This window comes from Actinoplanes sp. CA-015351, from assembly GCF_050955685.1.
Lineage (GTDB): Bacteria > Actinomycetota > Actinomycetes > Mycobacteriales > Micromonosporaceae > Actinoplanes.
Genome location: NZ_CP192102.1, coordinates 4,091,443 through 4,112,337, shown reverse-complemented (window position 1 = coordinate 4,112,337; position 20,895 = coordinate 4,091,443). Strand labels below are relative to the sequence as shown.

Below are 20,895 nucleotides of genomic sequence, written 5' to 3'. Positions count from 1 at the left end.
CGGGACAATTGAGGATCAAAACCCCATCACGGTACGCATAAAGGTCGGACCGTGGTGCCCGGCCGGTGTGTCCGCCGCCTGTCAGAGGTGCTTTTCGAAGGCGAGCTGGTTGTACGGCGACGCGCTGTAGTTCGCGATCTCGTGGTACCCGCTGCGCCGGTACAGGCTGATCGCCTCGGTCAGGGCGGTGTGGGTGCCGAGCCGGACCGTGGTGACGCCGTCGGCGGACGCGCCGTCCTCCAGGTGTTGCAGCAGCAGCCGGCCCAGGCCGAGCCCACGGGCTTCCGGGGCGATCCACAGGTGGCGGATCTCGGCGACGTCGGTCTCCAGGTGGGTCCAGAGCCCGCAGCCGGCCGGGCGCCCGTCCTCGTAGGCCAGCAGCTGCTCACCGGTCATCTCGGCGGGCGGGGTGAGGCTGGCCGCGTCGTACCCCTCCGGGAATCGGTCGTCGAGTTCGGCCGCGTACCGGCGCAGGCAGTCACGGGCAGGTTCGGCGGCGGCCGCGACGTGCTCGATGCTGACCGTGGACAGGCGGAGCAGCCGGCGTACCTGGTTCTGCGCGGCGATGAGCTGGTCGCGCTGGTCGTGGGTGAGCCCGTGCAGCAGTCCGGCGATGCGTTCCCGGGAGCGGGCGTCGAGCTCGGCGCGTTCCTGGTGTCCCGCGTCGGTGAGCCGGGCCACCCGGACCCGGCCGTCGCTGGGGTGCACGTCGACGGTGACCAGGCCCTGGTCCTCCAGGGCGCGCAGCAGCCGGCTCAGATATCCGGAGTCCAGGGCGAGGCGGGCGCGCAGGTCCCGCAGGTCGCAGCCGTCGCCGATCTCGAACAGCAGCCGGGCCTGGCCGAGCGGGCGGTCCTGACCGAGGTAGGTGTCGGCGAGCAGGCCGAGCCGGCCGGTGTAGTAGCGGTTGAAGTCACGGACCCGTTCGATCTGGTCGGCCTCCATACCGGTGATGCTAACCCCGGTTCTCTGACTGCGGTCAGAGATGTGTTTTTCCGCGATTCCGGCCTTGAGTCGTCCCCTGGGGCCGGGTTTAGCGTCGTCGGCATGACGGTGATGGCGGGTACCTTGTCCCTGACAGCCCTCGACGAAGTGGGGTGCAGTGATGGCGAGGCGTTGGAACGATCTGAGCGCGTCCCAGCGGCGCGTGATCGTCGTGGCAGGCCTGGTGGAGACCGCGCTGAAAACGGCGATGGCGGTCGACCTCAAACGTCGCCCGGCCGAGGAGATCCGCGGCCCGAAATGGGTGTGGGCCACCGCCACCCTGGTCAACTCGGCCGGGGTGATCCCAGTCGCCTACTTCCTGTTCGGCCGCGTCCGGCGCTGACCTGCTCGGGCTGGCGCTGAGCTACTCCGGCTGGCGCTGGCGTTGCCGCAGGTACGCCAGGACCGCTTCGCGGGTGGTGCGGACTCCGAAGAGCTGGCGGGCCTCGGCGATGCGCCGGTTCGCGGTGCGCAGCGACAGGAACTCGGCAGCGGCCGCCGCCGCGATCGTGTCACCGGAGGCGAGCCGGTCCAGCAGGGCGCGTTGTTCGGGGATCAGGTTGGCGATCACGTCGCCGCTGCTGTCGGCGCTCTGGTTGACCGGGCCGAGCCGGGTCAGGTCGTCGACCAGGGCACGCCCGGCGGAGGATTCGGCGTCGCACACCGCGACGACCCCGGCGCCGCGGGCGGAGGCCAGCACGGCGAGGCGGGCGGATTCGAGGTCGTCGTCGCCGATGCGGCCGTGCAGGACCAGGCGGGCGTTGCCGACATCCCACGACGGGTCGGGCAGGGCGAAACCGGAGCGCACCGTCCATCCCTCGCGGGCCAAGCGGCGTAGGACCGTGTCGGCCTCGGCCGAGGTCGCGACTACGTGGCGTGGAGCGTCGGGCTGTGGGGTCACCGGCCATCCTCGCTGGTCTCGAAGGGTTCGGGCCGCGCGTCCGGCGCGGTGAAGGCGACGGCGGCGGCCTCGGTGCGGGTGCGGGCGCCGAGTTTGCGCATGCTCGCGCGGATGTGGGTGTCGACGGTCTCGGCGGAGATGCCCAGCTGCCCGGCGATGCGGCGGGTCGGTTCACCGGCGGCGACCAGCTGCAGCACGTCGATCTCGCGCTGGGTGAGCCGCCCGTGGGAGCGAGGACTGCGGGTGTCGCGGTGGATCTGGTGGCGGCGCAGGCCCCGGCGTGCCCGGCCGGCGAGCACGGTCAGCCCGGCCCGGTCGGCGAGCTGCTCCGCCTCCAGCAGCGCGGTGACGGCCCGGTCCCGGTCGGTCTCGGTCAGCCCGGCGGCGATCAGGCACCGGATCTGCTCGCGCAACGCGACCGGCCGCCACCCGTCGGCCGCGGCGGCGAAACCGCTGCCGAGTACCCAGGCGGTGAGCGTACGCCGCGCGGGCCCGGGCAGGCCTACCGGAATCTGCGCCGACCCGGGAACACCGAGATCATGCGCCGCCCAGTGCCCGGTGATCGCGTGCAACCCGGCGAGCAGTCCGGCCGGGATGGTGCCGGCCGGTGGATCCGTCCGGTCCGGTTGCCCGTCCAGCCAGGCCGCCTCCCGGGCCACCCAATCAGCCGCCGGGTGCGGCGCGGCTCGGCCGAGTCGTCCCCGGGCGGCGGCGAGCAGCCCGGTGTCCGCTTCGATGAGAGCGGTGGCGGCGATGGCATAACCGAGGGCCTCATCAGGAACGGCCCGGTCGGTGAGGTTCGCCGCCCGCCGCAGCACCCCTTCAGCCCCGTCCCAGTCCAGGCGCTCATCCGCCAGCGCCCCCGACAGCCCCGGAGCCACTCCCGACGCCCCAGGAGGTCCCGCCGACAACCCAGGAGCCACCGCCGACAACCCAGCAGAGGAGCCCACGGCCTGAGTGAGAGCCGATCCCGAGCCAGGAACGGCCGCCGGGCTCTCTGATGCGGAGTCGCCGGGCCGCGTGCCTGGCGGCCGCGCGGGGGCGAGCGCCCCGAAATCCGGTTCCACAGTTGCCGGGCGAACCGATGCCACGGCCGAACCATCCAGGCCAGCCATGTCGCTTCGGGAGGCCGAGCCACTCAAGGCAACCATGTCGTTCAAGGCAGCCGAGCCGCCCTGCTCAGCAGATGCGGTCGAGTCAGACCGGCCGGTCGGCCCGGCTGCTGCGGCCGGGGTCAGGCCCAGGTGATGGCCGTGCAACGCCAGCGCCCAGTCAGCGGCCGCGAGGAAGCGGGTCTGCCAGCCGTAGGCGAGCGCCTCCCCCGCCGTCTCGGCAGCCCTGGCGGCGGCTTGTGCCGACTCCAGCAGGCGGCCGTCGGCGGCGAGGTGTTCGACGAGCAGCCAGGCGCTCCACCGGGTGATCAGCGGATCCCCGGCCGGGGCGGCCGGTACCGCGCGGGGTTCCTCACTGCGGTGCCGCCCGCGCTGCCCGTCCGGCAAGGACCCACCTTCCACGGCCGGTTCAGGAGGGGAAGGCGCGGCGGCGTCCGGGCGGGCTTGACCACCGAACGCGGCCTCGGACAGTGCCTTCTCCCAGCCCGTCAACCGGTGCGTGGCCTGTACCGCTGCCAGTGCCGCTGCGATGCCGGGCAGCGGCTTAGGGTGGCGGATGGCGATCTTGTCGGCGAGTTCCAGCGCCGCCATCGGCTCCAGGGCCAGGCCGGCCAGCAGCAGCACCCGGTCACGGGCGGCCACCACCGGTACGGCCGCGGTGTCCGGCACGGGGCGTACCACGTCGCCGGCCGCCACCGGATCCCCGGCCTGCAGCAGCGCCTCGCCGCGCAGCACGGCGGCTTCCAGGGCCAGGGTCGTCGCCGACGGCGGGACCAACGCCAGCGGTTGCAGCACCGCAGCGGCGTCCAGCGGGCGGCCGGCGGCGAGGGCGGCGTCGGCGGCGGCGATGCGTACCCGGGGGTCGACCGGCACGTCCAAGCCCGCGGCGAACAGCAGCAGCGCCGCGCGTTCGCCGCCGGCGGCGCGGTCGGCGGCGGACAGCGCGCGGCGGTAGGCCCCGGCGTAGTCGCCGGCGGCGGCCAGGTGCCGGGCTGCCTCGGCCGGCGGTGTCAGCTCGGCGAGCCGGGCGTGCAGCTCGACCCGGGCGGCGTCGTCGAGCAGGCCGGCCGCGGTTTCGGCGACGTACGCCGAGACGGGCAGCAGCGATCCGCCGGGCTCGGCGGTGACCAGGCCGGCGGAGAGCAGGTCGGCGGCGCCGGTGCCGAGCAGTTCGGCGCGGGCGGGGCGGCCGAGCAGCCCCAGCGCCGCGAGGGCGGTGCGGGCCGGGCGGGGCAGGTCGGCGAGGGCTGTCGCGATGGCGTACGCAACCTGGTCGATGTCTTCGCCGACCGGAGCGCGACCGGCGGCAGCCTGCCGGGCCAGCGCGATGATCGCCAGGGGGTTGCCGCCGGCGCGGGCGAGGACCGCGGCGAGACCGGGCTCGTCGAGTGCGGCGGCGGTGGAACGCGCCAGGGCGCTGGCGGCAGCGGCGTCGAGCGGCGGCACGGGGATCCAGGCGGCCGCGGCAGAACGCAGAGCGTCGACGTCGACCCGGTGCGGGGTACGCAGCGCCACCACGACCCGGATGCTGCGGGCCAGCAGCGGCAGCGCGGCCAGGGTGGCCGGGTCGGCGTGCTGGAGGTCGTCGATGACGAGCAGGCCGCCGCGGACCCGGGATCGAACCGCTTCGGCGAGCAGGCGCACGTCGTCGCCGGGCAACCGGGCGCGCACGGCGCGGGACAACGCCAGGGCGGGGACCTCGGCGAGCATGGCGAGGCCGCCGCCGAGGTGGGCGGGGCCGGGAACACTGGTGGCGATCTTGCGGAGCAGGGTGCTGCGGCCGGAACCGGGTGGCCCGGTGAGTACGACAAGCGCCGGCCCCTGGCGCAGAACGGTACGGGCGGCCAGCTCTGGCTCGTCCGTCACCTGCGCTCCCCCTTTACGCCGTCGGTCCCATCATCAACACCACAGTCACTGGCACGAACTCGGGATCCCGGGTCCGCCGCCCGGGTCCGTAGGCTGTCATGCAGGCAGGCGGTCGGTCCTGCCGGTGCTGCGAGGAAAGGCCTTTCGTGACGGTGACAGCCCCGGTCTTGCCATTGTCGCCGACGGTGCGGCCGGCTGACGAGTCGTGGTGACCGGACCCCTCACCACCGGCGTCGCGACTCTCTGTCACGAGATCGTCACGAAAATGTCCTCCGATGCTGGTGGGCAGGTACGACAGATCGGAAACCGTCTTGACGATCCGTTACGGGTGGCCATCGCCGGTCGCCTGAAAGCCGGAAAGTCGACACTAGTCAACGCCCTGATCGGTCGTCGAGTGGCCCCTACAGCGGCGGGTGAGTGCACGCGCGTGGTCACCCGGTTCCGTTACGGGCCCGCCGATCGCATCGATGTCGTCACCCGCGACGGTGACCGGCGCAGCCTGCCGCTCGACGAGGACGGCATGGTCCCGGCCCGCCTCGGAGTGCCGGCCGCCCGGATCGCGTACGTCGATGTGACGCTCACCTCCGACCGGCTGCGCGATCTCACCGTCGTCGACACCCCGGGCCTCGCGTCCACCGACGTGGCCAGCAGCGAACGCGCCGAGCAGGCCGTCGGCATCGACCCGGACTCCGCCGGCGAGGTGACCGCCGCCGAAGCCGTCGTCTACGTCTTCACCCAGGCCGTCCGCGCCGACGACCGGGCCGCCCTGGAGTCGTTCCACACCGCGTCGGCGCGCCTCGCCACCAGCCCGATCAACGCCATCGGGGTGCTCGGCAAAGTCGACACCCTGGTGGGCGGCGCCGGGGACCCGTGGCCGGTCGCCGGACCCCTCGCTGTTCAGCAGGCGGGGCTTCTCGCGCGTACCGTCGGCGATGTCGTGCCGGTGGCCGCCCTGCTGGCCGAGACCGCCGAGGCCGGCCGGTTGACGGCCGCGGACCGCGACGCGCTCGCGGCGCTGGCCGCGCTCCCGGCCGCGTCGCTGACCCTGCTGCTCGCCTCCGCCGACCTGTTCCGCACCCGCCCGGCGCCGATCAGCGCGAGCGTGCGCGAGCGGCTGCTGACCCGCCTGGATCTGTACGGGATCGGCTTCGCCTGCGCCCAGCTCGCCGCCGACCCGCAGCTCGGCACCGGCGAGCTGATCCGCCGGCTGTACGCGGCATCAGGATTCGCCCGGCTGCGCGACACCGTCGACCGCACGTTCCGGTGGCGCTGCGACGCCATCAAAGCCGGCTGGGCGCTGACCCGGCTGCACCACCTCGCCGGATTCACCGCCGACCCCCGCGACCGGGCGACGGTGCGTGACGCGCTGGAGTCCGCGCTGCGCGACCCGGCCTATCACCGGCTGCGGCTGCTCGACGCCGCCCAGCGCGCCGCCACCGGCACCGTGGCGCTGCCGCAACCCTGGGAACAGGAGCTGATCAGGCTGGCCACCTCCGACGACCCCCGGATCATCCTCGGCCTGCCGGACGCGGATGCCGGTGAGCTGGCCACCGCGGCGATCGCGGCAGCCGGGCGCTGGCGGGCCTACGCGGTCGACGGCGCCCGCCCCGCCCAGGCGCGGCTGGCCCAGATCGCCTCCCGAGGCTTCCACCTGCTGTCGAAAGAAACAGACAAGAGCGAGGTGAAATCGTGCAAGACCTGACCGTCGTTCTCGACACCGCCGTGCGCGACACCCTCGCCTACCTGCGCACCTGCGACCCGGACGCCGCAGCCGACCTGGCCGAGCTGCGCCGCGCCCACCTGGTACGCCCCAGCGTGGTCGTCGTCGGTGAGACCAAACGCGGCAAAAGTTCCCTGATCAACGCGCTGCTCGGCGTCCCCGGTCTGTCCCCGGTGGACGCGGCCGTGGCCACCGCTGCCTACCTCGACTTCGTGCCGGGCGACGAATATCAGGCAACCGCCTGGCTCCCCGACGGCGCGGAGATCGCGATCACCGACCTGTCCGAGTGGGCCACCGGGCGGCAACGCGCCCGCCGCATCGAGGTCACCCACCCGGCGCCGCTGCTGCGGTACCTGAGCCTGCTCGACACTCCCGGCGCCGGCGGCCTCGATCCGGCGCACGCCACGATCGCGCTGGCCGCGGTACGCCGCGCCACCGCCCTGCTGTTCGTCGCCGACGCGTCCGCGCCGCTGTCGAAACCCGAACTGGACTTCCTGGCCGCCGCCACCGAACGCGTCGACGCCGTCGTCTTCGCCCTCACCAAGATCGACGCGTATCCGCAGTGGCGGACCATCGCCGCCGACAACCGCGAGCTGCTGCAGGCGCACGCCCCGCGGTTCGCCACCGCTCCGTGGTTCCCGGTGTCGTCGCGGCTGGCCGAACTGGCCCTGACCAGCGGCGACGAGCAGCTCAAGACCGAGTCCCGGATCGAGGGCCTGCAACTCGCCCTGATCGAGCTGGCCGGGCGCGGCCACCAGCTGCGCCTGTCCAACGTGCTGCGCGCCGCCCGCGGTGACCTGGCCCGGATGCAGGACAACGCCGAGGCCCGGCTGCGCGCGGCCACCACCGACGCGGCCGGTCAGGCGGCGGCCCGCGCCGACCGCAACGCCCTGGCCGCCCGTAAACGCACCGAGTCACGCCAGGCCACGCTGCGGCTGGCCACCGAGATCCAGCGGGCCCGGGTCGGCACGGTCGGGCATCTGCGTACCCGGATCGGTGAGATCCAGCACGAGCTGTCCGAACGCATCGACAAAGCCGGCACCGACGGGTTGCCGGAAGAGGTTGATACCCGGCTGCAGGCGATCGCCGCGGACGTCTCCGAACGCCTGGAGGACACGTCCCGGCAGATCGCCGAGCAGATCCTGGTCGACACCGACCGGGCCACGATCAGCCTGCGGCACGCCGTGTCCACAGTGCCGCCGCGCGGCGGCACCAGCGACAACGTGCTGATCGCGCTCTCCGCCGGTGGTATCGCCCTGGTCGCCGGGCGGGGCGCGGCCCTGGGGATAGCGGCGCTCGGCGGCGCCGGCGGGCTGCTGCTGCCGTTCGCCGGGATCGGTTTGGGTCTGGCCGCCGGCGGTTACGTGCTGTACCGCCGCAAAGTCCACAACGACCGCCGCCAGGCACAGACCTGGCTGCGCGACGTGCTGGCCGAGGCCCGGGCGGCGCTGACCGACGAGATCAGCCAGCGGTTCACCGACCTGCAGTACTCGCTGTCGGTGGCGCTGGACGACACCATCGAGCGGCGGCTGCGCGAGATCGACGCGCAGATCGCCGAGATCGACGCGGCGGCGGCCGAGGACGCCGCCGGGCGCGCGAAACGACGAGCGGCGGCGCAGCAGGACCGTGATGCGGCCGCCGCCCGGCTGCGGCAGGCCGACGAGGCGCTGCTGCGGGCCCGGGCTTTGACACCTACGCCGATCGACGAGGACCGGGAGAACATGCGATGACCGACCACTGGGGCGACTTCGACTTCGACGATCACCACGACGTGCCGGACGATCTTCACCACGAGATCGACCAGCCGGTCTTCGACGAGAATCACCACTTCGAAGAGGCCCACGAAATGCCGGAAATCCACGAAACTCCGGACATTCCCGAGATCGCCGAGCCGGCCGCAACTCTCGCCGACACCGACCTCTTCCCGCCCGCCCTCGACATCGGTGACCTCCCCGAACCCGTCGACGGCTTCCCGTGGATCGACACCACCACCCTGGGCAGCCCTGACACCACCGGCTTCACCGCGCCACTCGACCCGGTCACCCCGGACGAACTCGCCGCGTACGCCCACACCAGCGGCCCCGCCGACTTCGCCGCCCTGGCCGACAGCGACGACCCGGCGATAGCCGCCCTGGCCCGCTGGTGGACTCCCGATGAACAGTGATCCACATCTCCCCATGACGCCGAGTAGGTGACATCATGTGCGCGCACAAATCAACGCCGGGGAGCGCACGTGACCGATACACCGACCATCGCCGCAGCGGGTAGGCGCGAACGCACCGGCTGGTACTTCTACGACTGGGCGAACTCGGCGTTCTCCACCACGGTCATCACCGTGTTCCTCGGGCCGTTCCTGACCACTGTCACCGAACTCGCGGCCGGCTGCGCGATCGACGCCGACGACTGCGAGGGCACGGTCCGCCCGTTCGGCATCCCGGTGGCGGCCGGATCCTATTACGCGTACCTGGTGAGCCTGTCCGTGCTGCTGACCGTGTTCGTGCTGCCGGTGATGGGTGCGATCGCCGACCGCGCCCCGCGCAAGAAGCCGCTGCTGGCCGGCGCCGCGTTCACCGGCGCCGCCGCGACGATCGGCATCGGATTCGTCACCGGGGACCGGTACCTGCTCGGCGGGCTGCTGTTCCTGATCGCGAACATCTCGTTCGGCGCCGCGATCGTGGTCTACAACTCGTTCCTGCCGCAGCTGGCCGGCCCGGACGAACGCGACAAGATCTCCAGCCGGGGCTGGGCGATCGGCTACCTCGGCGGCGGTGTGCTGCTGCTGCTGAACCTGGTCGCGGTGACGATGCTCGCCGAGGACGGCAACCCGCAGCGCACCCTGGACCTGGCCCGCTGGTCGATCGTCTCGGCCGGTGTGTGGTGGGCGGCCTTCACCCTCGTACCCCTGCTGTGGTTGAAGGAGCACCCGGGAGCGCAAGCGAGCGAGGTGCAGCGAGGCAACGTGCTGACCGACGGGTTCAAGCAGCTCGGGCACACCATCAAGGCGATGCGCGCCTACCCGCTGACGCTGTTCTTCCTCGGCGCCTACCTGATCTACAACGACGGCATCCAGACCGTCATCGCGCTGGCCAGCCAGTTCGGCACCGAGGAACTCAAACTCGACCAGTCCACGCTGATCGTCACGATCCTGATCGTGCAGTTCCTGGCGTTCGGCGGCGCGCTGCTGCTCGGCGCGCTCGCCACCCGGATCGGCGCGCGCAAGACGATCCTGCTGAGCCTGGCGCTGTGGCTGGTCGTGGTGACCGCCGCCTACTGGCTGCCGGAGGGCGAACCGCTGCCGTTCATGCTGCTCGGCGCCGGCATCGGCCTGGTCATGGGCGGCAGCCAGGCCCTGTCGCGAAGCCTGTTCTCCCAGCTCATCCCGGAAGGCCGCGAAGGCGAGTACTACGGCTTCTACGAAATCTCCGACAAGGGCACCAGCTGGCTCGGCCCGCTCTTCTTCGGCCTGATCTTCCAGCTCACCAACAGCTACCGCGCCGGCATCATCTCCCTGATGATCTTCTTCGTGGTCGGTGGCGTGCTGCTCGCGTTCGTCCCGCTGCGGCGGGCCATCACCGCGGTCGGCAACACACCCCCCAGACTGCTCTGATGAACATCACCATCGACCAGGACTCCCCGGTCCCGCCGTTCGAGCAGGTGCGCCTGAGCATCGCCGCTCTGGCGGCGGCCGGGGAACTCGCGGCCGGCACGAAACTGCCCCCGGTCCGCCAGCTCGCCACCGACCTGGGCCTGGCCGCGAACACCGTCGCCCGCGCCTACCGCGAACTCGAGCACGCCGGCCTGGTCGAGACCCGCGGCCGCGCCGGCACGGTGATCACCTCACGCGCCGCGGGCACCTCCCGCTTGGCGCAACAAGCCGCCGCGGCTTACGCCGCACAGATCCGCGCGCTGGGCGTCCCGCCCGACCAGGCCTTGGCGCTGGTCCAGGCCGCTCTCCACCAATAGGTACGCGTCACGGGCTGGACAACCGCAGCAGCCGCGCTGGCCAAGAGTCCCCCGCGACATAATCACCCTGAGCGACGGCCCGCCCCGACGAGCGATTCGTGTGTGGAGTTCGGGTGCGCATCGAACCTCACATCAACACGAACACGCGATCCACGCCCAGCGTGTCGACTTCGTCCCCGCGGAGGCGCAGCCATAAGCGGCCCGGCGATCTCTCCGGCGAGTCTGCGCCGGGCTAAGCTGCCGCGGTGTCGACGCTGTGGTACCGGACGTTGCACCGGGGTGACGTGGCCATGGTCGGCTCCGGGCGGTCTGAGGTTGCCTTCCTGATCCGCGACACCGACGCCTTCGTCGCGCACTGGCGTACGGTGACCGGTCGCGTTTTCACCGCCGACGGTGAGCCGGTGCTGACGCCTGCCCCGGCGGTCGATCTCGCCACCGAGGCCGTCGTCGTGGTGTCGCTCGGATCCCGCCCCTGCACGGGCTTCGACCTGGTCATCGACCGCATCCTGATCGACGGTGACGACCTGGTCGTGGAGGCGACCGAGACGACGCCGAACGGCGGATTCGACGCGGTCGTCTGGCCGGTGCACACGGTGGCCATCCCCGGACGTGACCTGCCCTTCAACGACAACGGCAACGTGGTGCTGCGGCTGTCCGTGGTCCCGGCACCGCCCCCGCCCCCACCGCCGAGCTGGGCCGGCTGTTTCGTGCTGTTCGAGGGCCGTACGGTCGACGAGGTCCAGCGGCTGCTGCCCGGTTACGATGCCGGGCCGTCGCAGCGGGGCGGTAGCTGGACCGTGGTGACCGATCTTGATCTCACGCTGGTCACCGACGGCGAGCGGCTGCGGCGGTGGTCGGCGCAGGGCCGGATCGTCCAGTTCACGGTGTTGGAACCGCACGTGTGCAGCCACGCGACGCTGTGGGACGGCGGCCACGAGCAGTGGTCGATCTCCTTCGAGTTCGCGCTGGACGAGCACCTGGTCATCGCCGGCACGTCCCCACCCACGAAGGAGCTGGAGGACGGCTTCTTCGGGCCGCACGACGCTGCCCATGCGGTCACCGGCTGGCTACCGCCACTGGCCAAGTTCTGGTGACGGCGTGCTGCCGGGCCGCGGCAAGGACGCAGCCCGGCAGCAAAGCAGCCTCAGGCGAGGTTGAGCACAACCTCGACGTTGCCCCGGGTGGCGTTGGAGTACGGGCACACCTGGTGGGCGGCGTCGAGCACCCCGCGCGCGGTGGCCTCGTCCAGGCCGGGCAGTTCGGCCTCGATGACCACGTTCAGGCCGAAGCCGCCGCTGGGCAGCGCGCCGATGCCGACGTCCACGGTGATCGCGGTGTCCACCAGGGTGATCTTCTGCTTGCCGGCGACCAGCTTGAGGGCGCTGTGGAAACAGGCCGCGTATCCGGCGGCGAACAGCTGCTCCGGGTTGGTCAGGGCGCCGCCGGGGCCGCCCATCTCCTTCGGAACGGCGAGGTCGAAGTCGAGAACGCCGTCGCTGGAGCGGACGTGACCGTTGCGTCCGTCGCCGGAGGCGGTGGCCGAGGCGGTGTAGATGGCGCTCATGCGAGGTCCTTTCGAGGGGTTCGTGCCTTGTGGAGCAGCGCGTGCAGCTGGGTGAGCTCGTCGAGGTCGAGCCCGGTGCCGCAGACGAGCTGAGGGGTGAGGTCGCCGATCCGGTTTTGCAGGGCGGCGCCGTCGTCGGTGGTGTGCACGATCACGACGCGCTCGTCGTCGGCGGACCGGGTCCGCTCGACGAGGCCGAGCGCGGCAAGGCGCTTGAGCAGCGGCGAGAGAGTGCCGCTGTCCAGGGCCAGGACCCGGCCGAGATCGCGCACGGTGGTGGGGCCGTCGTGCCAGAGCACGCGCAGCACCAGGTATTGCGGGTAGGTCAGGTGGTGCGGGTCGAGCAGCGGCCGGTACAACGCGGTCATGCCTCGGCTGGCCGCGTAGAGCTGGAAGCAGATCATGTCGTCCAGAGCCGTGCTCGCCTTCATGGCCGAAACAGTAGTTCCCAATTCAGTTGTGCACAACCGAACCGTGTCGTGGATAACATGCCGGAATGCGCTTTGTGAAGCTCTCCCCCGCCGCCCTGCAGGCGCTCATCGCCGGGGATCTCGACGCCGCGAGTGCCGAGGCCGGTTTCCGGCTGAGCCAGTACCTGGCCGACGAACGCTGGCTCTGGGAGATCCGCCTGGCCGACATCGAGAAGAACCCGCAGAACGCCGAGTGGATCGCCCGCGCGGCGGTGGCCACCGACAACGACGAGGAGATCGTCGTCGGTCACGGCGGTTTCCACGGCCCACCGGACGAGGACGGTGTGGTCGAGGTCGCCTACTCGGTCGACCCCGCGTACCGTCGCCGCGGCCACGCCCGCGCGATGCTCACCGAGCTGCTGGCCCGGGTCGACGCCGACGAGCGCGTGAGCGGGGTCCGCGCCAGCATCCGCCCGGACAACGCCGGCTCGAAGGCCACCATCGCCGGCTTCGGCTTCTTCAAGATCGGCGAGCAGTGGGATCCGGAGGACGGCCTGGAGGACGTCTACCTGCGGTCGAATCGGACCACCAGCGGCCGGTGATCACTGACCGGTCCGGCCGGTGTCCTGACCTGCACGACCCGGCCCAGCGCCGCCGCACCCCGCGGGTCGGCCAGGACATGATCGAGCTGGGTCTGCGGCGACGGGCTGGGGAACGTCGCCGCCCGGGCCAGGGGCTTCCAGCCGGTGAACGCGCGGGCCGGCCCGGCCGGCATGTTCAGGTCACCGAGCAGCACCCGAGGCGCGGGCAGGGCGCGTAACGCGCGCACTGCCGCGCGCAGCTGCCGCACATTCCACCCGGGTACGAACGACAGGTGCGTCGTGGCGACCGTCACCGGCCCGTCCGGCGTCTCCACGACGGCGGCGAGCAGCACCCGCGGCTCGTCGCGCAGCAGCAGCAATCCGCCGCCGGGCACGTACACCGGTGAGCGCATCGGCGCCGCCGGCAGCCCGGTGATCTGCCACCGCGACACCGGATAGCGGCTGACCAGCGCGATCCCGTACTGCGGATGGGCGATGTCCGCGCCGGAATGCCACGGCTCCCAGCTCTGCCCGGGCGTGCCGACCACCGCCGCGGCGAACCGGTGATGGGTCGCCCCGATGGCCGAGGCGGCCAGGGCGGTCAGGTCGAGGCTGCCACTGCGCGGCTGCGCCCGGTCCACCTCCTGCAACCCCAGCACGTCGGCGTCCAGGTCGGCGACGGCGGCGCTGATCCGGTCGGCGTGTACCGTGCCGTCGGACAACGATCTGCCGTGCAACAGGTTGAAGGTGGCCAGGCGCACGGGGTCGACCCTAGCCAACCGGGGGAAGCCGATGTTCACCAAGGCGCTCTGTTGCAGCGCGATGATCTTCGTGGTGGGTGCGTGGCTCGGCATCTGGCTGCAGCGGGCCCGCCGCAAGTGATCGTCACGCTGCTGATCGCCGCCGCCGCGGCCGGCTGGGTCGACGCGGTCGTCGGCGGTGGCGGGCTGCTGCTGCTGCCCGCGCTGCTCGTCGCCGCCCCGCAGCTGCCGCTGGCAACCGCGCTGGGCACGAACAAGCTCGCCGCGATCTGCGGCACCAGCACCGCCGCGCTCACCTACGCCCGCCAGACGAAGATCGACTGGGCGGTGGCCGGCCCGGCCGCCGGCCTCGCCCTGCTCTGTGCCGGCTGCGGCGCCGCCCTGGCCGGGGCGATCCCCGCGAGCGCGTACCGTCCGGTGGTGTTGATCGTGCTCGTCGCCGTTGCCGTGTTCGTGACGGTGCGCCCGCAGATGGGGCTGCACGAGGACGCCACCAAACGCACGCGGATCCGGCGAGGGCTGGCGGTCGCGGTCGCCGGTGCGGGCATCGCCGCCTACGACGGGCTGATCGGGCCCGGCACCGGCACGTTCCTGGTGCTCGCGTTCACCACGCTGATCGGCGCCGACTTCGTGCACGGCTCCGCGATGGCGAAGATCGTCAACACGGCCACGAACCTCGGGGCGCTCGTCGTTTTCGCGTACAACGGGCATGTGGCCTGGCTGCTCGGCGCCGGCATGGCGCTCGCGAACATCGCCGGCGCGGTGCTCGGCGCGCGGATGGCGCTGCGCCGCGGCGCCGGCTTCGTCCGGGTCATCCTGCTGGCCGTGGTGCTGGCCCTGATCGTCAAGCTCGGCTGGGACCAGTACAGACTCATGGCATGACCGACGACCTCACCACCCTGATCGCTTCGATCGAGGAGCAGGAACAGCGCCTCGTCTTCCCCCGCTTCGACGCCGGCGACGCCTGGGCGCTGGGCTGCCTGCTGGTCAACCTCGCCACCGAACGCACCCTGCCGGTCGCCGTCGACATCCGCCACGGCCAGCAGCAGCTGTTCCACGCGGGCCTGCCCGGTGCCACCGCCGACAACGACGCCTGGATCGAGCGCAAGGTCCGCGTCGTCTACCGCTTCGGCGCGTCCAGCTTCCTGGTCGGCCGCCGCCTCGCCGCCAAAGGCCAGACCCTGGGGGCTGAGCTGGGCGTCGACCCCGCCCTCTTCGCCGCTCACGGCGGCGCTTTCCCGGTACGCGTAACCGGCGCTGGCATCATCGGCGTAGTGACCGTCTCGGGGCTGCCGCAAGCCGACGACCACGCGCTCGTCGTCGAGGCCATCGAATCGCTGCTGCTGACCCCGCACCAGTGATCGATTGATTGCGCCGCCCGCTGAATCTGCTGTCGGCAGATGTTGTCGCGATAAGCCGGCACGGTCGGGCAGGCTCGGCGCATGCGGATTCTGGTCCTGGGCGGCAGCGGTTTCGTAGGACGGGCGGTCGCCACCGAGGCGATCGCCCACGGCCACGACGTGACGGTGTTCAACCGAGGCCTCCGTGACCCGGTCGCGGGCGCCCGCCTGCTCGTCGGCGACCGCACCACAGCCGGCGGCCTGGCAGCGTTGCCGGGCGGCTCCTGGGACGCGGTGGTCGACACCTGGTCCGCGAACGCCGACGTGGTCGCCGCCGCAGCCGAAGTCCTGGCGGGGCATGCCGCCCACTACACCTACATCTCCAGCCGCTCGGTCCACCCCATCGACGAGACCGGACCGGCCGCCGCTCTCGACGAGACCGCGCCGCTGGTCGCCCTCGACGATCCCGGTTACGCCGGCGACAAACTGCGCGGCGAGGCCGCCGCCGAGCGTTTCGCCGGCCCGGTGCTGTTCGCCCGCGCCGGCCTGATCCTCGGCCCGCACGAGGACATCGGCCGCCTGCCCTGGTGGCTGCGCCGCCTCGAACGCGGCGGCCCCACCCTCGCGCCCGGCCCCCGCGACCTGCCGCTGCAGTACGTCGACGCCCGCGACCTGGCCATCTTCGTGCTGACAGCAGCCGAGGCCGGTCTCACCGGGCCGTACAACGTGGTCAGCGCCCCCGGCCACACCACCATGGGCGAACTCCTCGACACCGCCAACGCGGTCACCGGCGGCCACGCCGACCTGCGCTGGACCGATCCGCAGACCATCCTGGACGCCGGCATCGCCCCGTGGACCCAGCTGCCGATCTGGCTGCCCCCGGGCAACCTGCACCGGTTCCTGCACCAGGGCGACGTCTCCCGCGCGCTGGCGGCGGGCCTGCACTGCCGCCCGATCCAGGACACCATCACCGACACCTGGACCTGGCTGTCGTCACTACCGGGCGACGCCCCCCACCGCCCCGACCGCCCGGCGCTGGGCCTGGACCCGGCCGTGGAACAGAAACTCCTCTGAGTCGCCCAGGCAGGCCGGCCACCCCGGTTGCGCTTCAGCAATCACCGGAGCGCCGGGCAGGGCGGAATGACTCACCCGGGCACCGGCCTCGGGCAGCACCGGGCGATGCGGCTAAACTCTCTTCGTCTGGAGCCTGCCCGCCGACCATCTGCACCGAGCCTGGTGGCCGCCCGCGGTCGCCGCCGCGAAACTGCTCACCACCGGCCCGCTGGAGCGGATCAAGGTGTGCGCCTCTACAGACGGCTGCCGGGGCCTGCTCCTCGACACCAGCAAGAACAACAGCCGCCGCTGGTGCAGCATGGACGACTGCGGCACCGAGGCCAAGATCCGCCGCCAGACAGCCCGCCGCCGCACCACCACGCCGGCACCCTAGTGCGTCGTCCAGAAGCGTTCACTCGCATGGAGACCGGCAGGTGCACGCGCGCCCGTCGGCGATCTTGTTGACTGACGCGGACACGGGTCAGCACAACTCCTCAAGATCGAGTGGGCCCCGCCGATGGCTGGCCGATCTTGAGGAGTTTGACGCGAACGGTCCGCACAACTCGACAGGATCGAGCTGAGCGACCCGCTGGCGAGTCCGATCGCCGTCAGGCGGGTGGGGACACCAGCGCGGAAACGGTGCGCAGATCGTCGCTGGTCAGCGCTCTCGCACTGTGTGGATTGCGGGTGCTTCCGGCGTGGTCGCAGACCCGGACCCCGGCCTCGTCGCGCCACCGGGCCGGCTGAGCGGCGACCAAACGGCCGGCGATCACCGTGACATCGCCGGCCACCCCGACACGGCGCAGCGCCCACGCCAGCACGGCCGGCGACATCGGCGCTGGCGGCCAAGACCGGCCATCAGAGCCGGCGAGTTCGGCCCGCTCCGCTGAGCCAACCTGCCCGGTGATGAGCAGAGTGTTGTCACCGAGCAGCGGGGCCAGCAGGAGCAACGTCCTGGCCTGGGCCAGCTCGTCCGGCTGCTGGGCGGCCACGGCCTGCAGCTCGGGCCACGACAGGCCCGGGCCGTCCGGTACACCTTCGGCGACCCCGAGCGTGATGGTCGCGCCGCCGCCCGTGGACAGGAGATAGTCGACGCCCGCTTCGTCCTCTTCGTTGCGGTAAACGACCGACAGCCCGCCGCCCGCGGCGAACACCGGCCAGCCGGCCGTGTCGGTCAGCCGCAGGTAGGTGCCCCGGATCAGCCCCACGCCGACCCCGAACAGCGCCGCCAGCTCGTCGTCGAGCTCATCACCGAGGGACAGGCCCAGATGCACCGCCCAGAACGCGGGCCGGTCCAGCAGAGCGCGGGCGTCGAAGGAGGGCGTCACACCTGCCGTTCTATCGCAACCACACCGCGACCGCGCCCATGCACCTGATTCTGGTGCGTGGGCGGCGGCCGGATGGCCGATCAGAGTGTGCGGGCGGCGTGCCGGCCCGCGTTGCGGCCGGAGAACAGGCAGCCGCCCAGGAAGGTGCCCTCCAGCGCGTTGTACCCGTGCACGCCCCCGCCGCCGAACCCGGCGACCTCACCCGCCGCATACAGGCCCGGCAGCGGTACGCCGGACGGATCCAGCGCCCGCGAGTCCAGGTCCGTCTGGATGCCGCCGAGGGTCTTGCGGGTCAGGATGTGCAGCTTCACGCCGATCAGCGGGCCCGCCGCCGGGTCCAGGATCCGGTGCGGCGTCGCGGTCCGCCCGATCTTGTCGCCGATGTAGCGCCGCGAGTTGTGGATGCCCTGGATCTGGGCGTCCTTGCTGACCTTGTTCGCCACCTGGCCGTCCCGGGCCACGATCTGCGCCCGCACCGCTGCCGCGTCCAGCAGTGGTTCGTCGGTCAGCTTGTTCATCCCGGCGACCAGCTCCTCCAGGGTGCCGGCGACGACGAAGTCGGCGCCGTGCTGCTTGAACGCCTCCACCGGGGCCGGCGCGCCCTTGCCGAACAGCCGCTCCTTGATGAACCCCTTGCGGTCCGACGCGGTCAGGTCCGGGTTCTGCTCGGAGCCCGACAGCGCGAACTCCTTCTCGATGATGCGCTGCGACAGGATGAACCACGAGTGGTCGTACGGTGCGATGTCCGGCGTCGTGCGCAAGTGACGAAGAGTTCCCAGCGTGTCGTAACTGGGGAAGTACGGGGCGGGCAGCCGCCGGCCGAGCGCGTCGAACCACATCGGCGACGGCGCCGACAGGATCCGGATGCCGTGGCTGGGCCACACCGGGTTCCAGTTCTGCACACCCTCGGTGTAGTGCCACATCCGGTCCCGGTTGACCAGCCGCGCCCCGGCCTCTTCGGCGATGCCGAGCATCCGGCCGTCGACGTACGCCGGAACCCCGGTGATCATTTTCGTCGGGGCGGTGCCGAGCCGGGCCGGCCAGTACTGGCGTACCAGGTCGTGGTTGGCGCCGATCCCACCGGTCGTCACGATCACCGCCTGGGCGCGCAGCTCGAAGTCCCCGGTGACGTCCCGGTTCGACGACACACCCCGGGCCGCGTCGTCCGGTGCCAGCAGCGCACCGCGCACCCCCACCACAGCGCCGCCTTCGACGATCAGCTCGTCGACCCGGTGCCGGTGGTGGAAATCGAGCAGCCCTTTCTCGGAAGCGGCCAGAGCGGACGCCACGAACGGTGCGACCACGCCGGTGCCCGTACCCCAGGTGATGTGGAACCGGGGCACCGAGTTGCCGTGACCGTCGGCCCGCAGATCGCCGCGCTCGGCCCAGCCGGCGAACGGCAGCCAGCTCAGCCCCAGCGACGACAGCCACGACCGTTTCTCACCGGCGGCGAACTCGACGTACGCCCGCGCCCACTTCACCGCCTGGGAGTCCTCGTCGGCGACCCGGTCGAACCCGGCCGACGCCTGCCAATCCGACCAGGCCAGCTCGATGCTGTCGGTGATCCGGGCACGTTTCTGCTCGGGGCTGCCGACGAAGAACAGGCCGCCGAACGACCACCAGGCCTGCCCGCCGAGATTCGCCGCGTTCTCCTGGTCGAGCAACGCCACCTTCTTGCCGGCGGCGGTGAGCTCGTGTGCGGCGGCCAGCCCGGCCAGTCCGGCACCCACGACGATCACATCAGCGTCCACGACCTGTTTCCCCTCACCGGTGACTCACGCCACTCCCAAATACGAGAAGTTATCGGATTTGGTGCCCCAGGGAAAACAGCGAGTGTGTCGTCCCTCGCCCCGCGAAGCCCCACAACGACAACACTGCCCCCGATCCGGACAATGAAGGAGTGCCACCACCGACCGCCGGAACCGCGCAGACCCGCGCCGAACTCACCGCGCTGCGCCCCGACCTGGTGGCTGCCTACGACGCCGCCCTGCCCGGCGCCCGAGCAGCGATCCTGCAACGCCTGAAGAAGGCAATCGATCGCGAGCCACTCCCCGCCGCGGCGAACAAGACGGACACCACCGACCCGGTCGAACTGGTCGAGACACGCTGGCCCGGCAGCCGCCTGACGACAGAAATCGACAACAGCGTCGCCAACCTCGCCCTGGCCCGCGCCAACGCCCGCCCCGACGCCCGCCCCGACGCCCGCCTCGACACGATGAGCGAAAAAAGCACCCTCGGCGAAATCGAACAGAGCCTCGTCGACGGACACCCCCTGCACCCCTGCTGCCGCACCCGCACCGGGATGACCGTCGCCGACGTTCTCGCGTACGCCCCCGAACACCGCACCGTGATCCGGCTGCGCCGCCTGCGCGTTCCCGCCGACCGCTGGTACGGCACCGGCCAGCCCATCCTGTACGCCCACCCCTGGCAAGCCGGCCGCCTGCTGGCCCAGTACCCGTGGCTGCAGAACGCCGGCGTCACCCGCCCGGTACGCCCGCTGATGTCGCTGCGCACCGTCGCACCGATCAGCGGCGGCCCACACATCAAAACCGCCGTCGACATCCAGATGACCTCCGCCGTGCGTACCGTCTCCCCGGCCGCCGTCCACAACGGCCCGATCCTCTCCACCCTGCTGCAGAGGATCACCGCCGACCTGCCCATCGACATCCTCGCCGAGACCGCCGCCGGCGCCGTCATCACCGACGACGGACCGGACCGCCGCGCCGCCCACCTCATCCGCGAGGCGCCGAAACTCGCACCCGGCGAGACCGCCGTACCCCTGGGCATCCTGGCCACCTGGAAGCGGGCCGGTGACCCGTACCCATGGGTGGAGAAACTCGGCAGAGTGCTGTTCGCGCCGCTGGCGCGCGTGCTGGAACGCGGCGTCGCGCTGGAGGCGCACGGACAGAACACGATCTTGGTTTTGAAGAACGGCGAACCAGAACGGGTTCTTTACCGCGACCTCGGCGGCGTGCGCGTGCACGCCGGCCGGCTGCGCGCCGCCGGACTCGACACCCCCGAGATCATCGGCGACCTGCCCACCGACGACGAGACCGAACTACGCACCAAACTCGCCGCGGCCGCCCTTGGCACCGTCGCCACCCAGATCATCGACGGACTCGACGCCGACCCCGCCCTGCTGTGGCAGACCCTCGCCAAGGCGATGCGCGCCGACCCGTCGGCCGACACCGAAGCCCTGCTCAGCGAACCCCTGCCGGTCAAAGCGACCACCGCCATGCGACTCGCCGACGACCCGCTCCACGACATCTGGACCCACCAGCAGAACCCGATGGCGGCGTGAGAGGCAACCAA

General features: G+C 71.9%; 21 protein-coding genes. 13 read left to right on the top strand and 8 right to left on the bottom strand.

The window, feature by feature from the left end; all coding sequences use genetic code 11:
* Positions 1 to 81: 81 nt before the first annotated feature.
* Entirely contained in the window at positions 82 to 945 is an 864-nt protein-coding gene (locus tag ACQP2E_RS18845) for a GNAT family N-acetyltransferase (protein WP_433833425.1), read from the bottom strand.
* Positions 946 to 1,105: 160 nt separating this feature from the next.
* On the opposite strand from ACQP2E_RS18845, the gene ACQP2E_RS18840 reads away from it, so the two are divergent.
* Positions 1,106 to 1,327 carry a hypothetical protein gene (locus tag ACQP2E_RS18840; RefSeq protein ID WP_433833423.1) on the top strand — a complete coding sequence of 74 codons (222 nt, stop codon included), beginning with the start codon at positions 1,106 to 1,108 and terminating at the stop codon, positions 1,325 to 1,327.
* Between the two features lie 21 nt (positions 1,328 to 1,348).
* Here the strand turns inward: ACQP2E_RS18840 and ACQP2E_RS18835 are convergent, their stop codons facing one another.
* Together ACQP2E_RS18835 and ACQP2E_RS18830 are read right to left on the bottom strand one after the other, a co-directional pair.
* A complete protein-coding gene (locus ACQP2E_RS18835; protein WP_433833421.1) occupies positions 1,349 to 1,885 on the bottom strand; it encodes a LuxR family transcriptional regulator in 537 nt (178 codons plus the stop codon).
* Positions 1,882 to 4,863, bottom strand: coding sequence for a LuxR C-terminal-related transcriptional regulator (locus ACQP2E_RS18830; protein ID WP_433833419.1), 2,982 nt, complete (start codon positions 4,861 to 4,863; stop codon positions 1,882 to 1,884). Before ACQP2E_RS18830 ends, ACQP2E_RS18835 begins: the two co-directional genes overlap by 4 nt.
* Positions 4,864 to 5,128: 265 nt before the next feature.
* On the opposite strand from ACQP2E_RS18830, the gene ACQP2E_RS18825 reads away from it, so the two are divergent.
* The 6 genes from ACQP2E_RS18825 (at position 5,129) to ACQP2E_RS18800 (ending at position 11,640) form a co-directional block, all read left to right on the top strand.
* A complete protein-coding gene (locus ACQP2E_RS18825) occupies positions 5,129 to 6,565 on the top strand; it encodes a dynamin family protein (protein ID WP_433833971.1) in 1,437 nt (478 codons plus the stop codon).
* Entirely contained in the window at positions 6,553 to 8,313 is a 1,761-nt protein-coding gene (locus tag ACQP2E_RS18820) for a dynamin family protein (RefSeq protein WP_433833417.1), read from the top strand. Before ACQP2E_RS18825 ends, ACQP2E_RS18820 begins: the two co-directional genes overlap by 13 nt.
* Positions 8,310 to 8,747, top strand: a complete 438-nt coding sequence (locus ACQP2E_RS18815; RefSeq protein ID WP_433833415.1) for a hypothetical protein — start codon at positions 8,310 to 8,312, stop codon at positions 8,745 to 8,747. Before ACQP2E_RS18820 ends, ACQP2E_RS18815 begins: the two co-directional genes overlap by 4 nt.
* A 69-nt stretch (positions 8,748 to 8,816) precedes the next feature.
* Positions 8,817 to 10,190, top strand: coding sequence for an MFS transporter (locus tag ACQP2E_RS18810; protein WP_433833413.1), 1,374 nt, complete (start codon positions 8,817 to 8,819; stop codon positions 10,188 to 10,190).
* Entirely contained in the window at positions 10,190 to 10,546 is a 357-nt protein-coding gene (locus tag ACQP2E_RS18805) for a GntR family transcriptional regulator (protein WP_433833411.1), read from the top strand. The genes ACQP2E_RS18810 and ACQP2E_RS18805 overlap by 1 nt, the downstream gene beginning before the upstream one ends.
* A gap of 245 nt (positions 10,547 to 10,791) precedes the next feature.
* Positions 10,792 to 11,640 (top strand): hypothetical protein, encoded by an 849-nt coding sequence (locus tag ACQP2E_RS18800; RefSeq protein WP_433833409.1) that lies wholly within the window; start codon positions 10,792 to 10,794, stop codon positions 11,638 to 11,640.
* A 50-nt stretch (positions 11,641 to 11,690) separates the two neighbouring features.
* Here the strand turns inward: ACQP2E_RS18800 and ACQP2E_RS18795 are convergent, their stop codons facing one another.
* Together ACQP2E_RS18795 and ACQP2E_RS18790 are read right to left on the bottom strand one after the other, a co-directional pair.
* Entirely contained in the window at positions 11,691 to 12,110 is a 420-nt protein-coding gene (locus ACQP2E_RS18795; RefSeq protein ID WP_433833407.1) for an organic hydroperoxide resistance protein, read from the bottom strand.
* Entirely contained in the window at positions 12,107 to 12,541 is a 435-nt protein-coding gene (locus tag ACQP2E_RS18790; RefSeq protein ID WP_433833405.1) for a MarR family winged helix-turn-helix transcriptional regulator, read from the bottom strand. Before ACQP2E_RS18790 ends, ACQP2E_RS18795 begins: the two co-directional genes overlap by 4 nt.
* A 65-nt stretch (positions 12,542 to 12,606) precedes the next feature.
* On the opposite strand from ACQP2E_RS18790, the gene ACQP2E_RS18785 reads away from it, so the two are divergent.
* On the top strand, positions 12,607 to 13,122 hold the full coding sequence (locus ACQP2E_RS18785) for a GNAT family N-acetyltransferase (protein WP_433833403.1): 516 nt from the start codon (positions 12,607 to 12,609) through the stop codon (positions 13,120 to 13,122).
* Here the strand turns inward: ACQP2E_RS18785 and ACQP2E_RS18780 are convergent.
* Complete coding sequence (locus ACQP2E_RS18780) at positions 13,086 to 13,862, bottom strand: endonuclease/exonuclease/phosphatase family protein (protein WP_433833401.1); 777 nt, start codon at positions 13,860 to 13,862, stop codon at positions 13,086 to 13,088. The genes ACQP2E_RS18785 and ACQP2E_RS18780 overlap by 37 nt on opposite strands.
* A gap of 117 nt (positions 13,863 to 13,979) precedes the next feature.
* Between ACQP2E_RS18780 and ACQP2E_RS18775 the strand changes: the two genes are divergently transcribed.
* The 4 genes from ACQP2E_RS18775 (at position 13,980) to ACQP2E_RS18760 (ending at position 16,649) form a co-directional block, all read left to right on the top strand.
* A complete protein-coding gene (locus ACQP2E_RS18775) occupies positions 13,980 to 14,744 on the top strand; it encodes a sulfite exporter TauE/SafE family protein (RefSeq protein WP_433833969.1) in 765 nt (254 codons plus the stop codon).
* Positions 14,741 to 15,223, top strand: a complete 483-nt coding sequence (locus ACQP2E_RS18770; RefSeq protein ID WP_433833399.1) for a heme-degrading domain-containing protein — start codon at positions 14,741 to 14,743, stop codon at positions 15,221 to 15,223. Before ACQP2E_RS18775 ends, ACQP2E_RS18770 begins: the two co-directional genes overlap by 4 nt.
* A gap of 81 nt (positions 15,224 to 15,304) precedes the next feature.
* The gene (locus tag ACQP2E_RS18765) at positions 15,305 to 16,276 is read left to right on the top strand and encodes an NAD-dependent epimerase/dehydratase family protein (protein WP_433833397.1); all 972 of its coding nucleotides are present in this window, start codon (positions 15,305 to 15,307) and stop codon (positions 16,274 to 16,276) included.
* Positions 16,277 to 16,499: 223 nt separating this feature from the next.
* Positions 16,500 to 16,649, top strand: coding sequence for a CGNR zinc finger domain-containing protein (locus ACQP2E_RS18760; RefSeq protein WP_433833395.1), 150 nt, complete (start codon positions 16,500 to 16,502; stop codon positions 16,647 to 16,649).
* A 214-nt stretch (positions 16,650 to 16,863) separates the two neighbouring features.
* On the opposite strand, the gene ACQP2E_RS18755 is transcribed toward ACQP2E_RS18760, so the two are convergent.
* On the bottom strand, positions 16,864 to 17,583 hold the full coding sequence (locus ACQP2E_RS18755; protein WP_433833393.1) for a hypothetical protein: 720 nt from the start codon (positions 17,581 to 17,583) through the stop codon (positions 16,864 to 16,866).
* An 80-nt stretch (positions 17,584 to 17,663) separates the two neighbouring features.
* Positions 17,664 to 19,334 (bottom strand): FAD-binding dehydrogenase, encoded by a 1,671-nt coding sequence (locus ACQP2E_RS18750; RefSeq protein WP_433833391.1) that lies wholly within the window; start codon positions 19,332 to 19,334, stop codon positions 17,664 to 17,666.
* A gap of 149 nt (positions 19,335 to 19,483) precedes the next feature.
* Here ACQP2E_RS18750 and ACQP2E_RS18745 point away from each other — a divergent pair, with 149 nt between their 5' ends.
* The gene (locus ACQP2E_RS18745; RefSeq protein WP_433833389.1) at positions 19,484 to 20,884 is read left to right on the top strand and encodes an IucA/IucC family protein; all 1,401 of its coding nucleotides are present in this window, start codon (positions 19,484 to 19,486) and stop codon (positions 20,882 to 20,884) included.
* Positions 20,885 to 20,895: the final 11 nt, after the last annotated feature.

What these genes read in the sequence shown, in the direction of transcription:
- ACQP2E_RS18845 (WP_433833425.1), bottom strand. Translation starts at nt 945, where the DNA reads ATGGAGGCCGACCAGATCGAACGGGTCCGTGACTTCAACCGCTACTAC.
- ACQP2E_RS18840 (WP_433833423.1), top strand. Translation starts at nt 1,106, where the DNA reads ATGGCGAGGCGTTGGAACGATCTGAGCGCGTCCCAGCGGCGCGTGATC.
- ACQP2E_RS18825 (WP_433833971.1), top strand. Translation starts at nt 5,129, where the DNA reads ATGTCCTCCGATGCTGGTGGGCAGGTACGACAGATCGGAAACCGTCTT.
- ACQP2E_RS18815 (WP_433833415.1), top strand. Translation starts at nt 8,310, where the DNA reads ATGACCGACCACTGGGGCGACTTCGACTTCGACGATCACCACGACGTG.
- ACQP2E_RS18805 (WP_433833411.1), top strand. Translation starts at nt 10,190, where the DNA reads ATGAACATCACCATCGACCAGGACTCCCCGGTCCCGCCGTTCGAGCAG.
- ACQP2E_RS18795 (WP_433833407.1), bottom strand. Translation starts at nt 12,110, where the DNA reads ATGAGCGCCATCTACACCGCCTCGGCCACCGCCTCCGGCGACGGACGC.
- ACQP2E_RS18790 (WP_433833405.1), bottom strand. Translation starts at nt 12,541, where the DNA reads ATGAAGGCGAGCACGGCTCTGGACGACATGATCTGCTTCCAGCTCTAC.
- ACQP2E_RS18785 (WP_433833403.1), top strand. Translation starts at nt 12,607, where the DNA reads ATGCGCTTTGTGAAGCTCTCCCCCGCCGCCCTGCAGGCGCTCATCGCC.
- ACQP2E_RS18770 (WP_433833399.1), top strand. Translation starts at nt 14,741, where the DNA reads ATGACCGACGACCTCACCACCCTGATCGCTTCGATCGAGGAGCAGGAA.
- ACQP2E_RS18765 (WP_433833397.1), top strand. Translation starts at nt 15,305, where the DNA reads ATGCGGATTCTGGTCCTGGGCGGCAGCGGTTTCGTAGGACGGGCGGTC.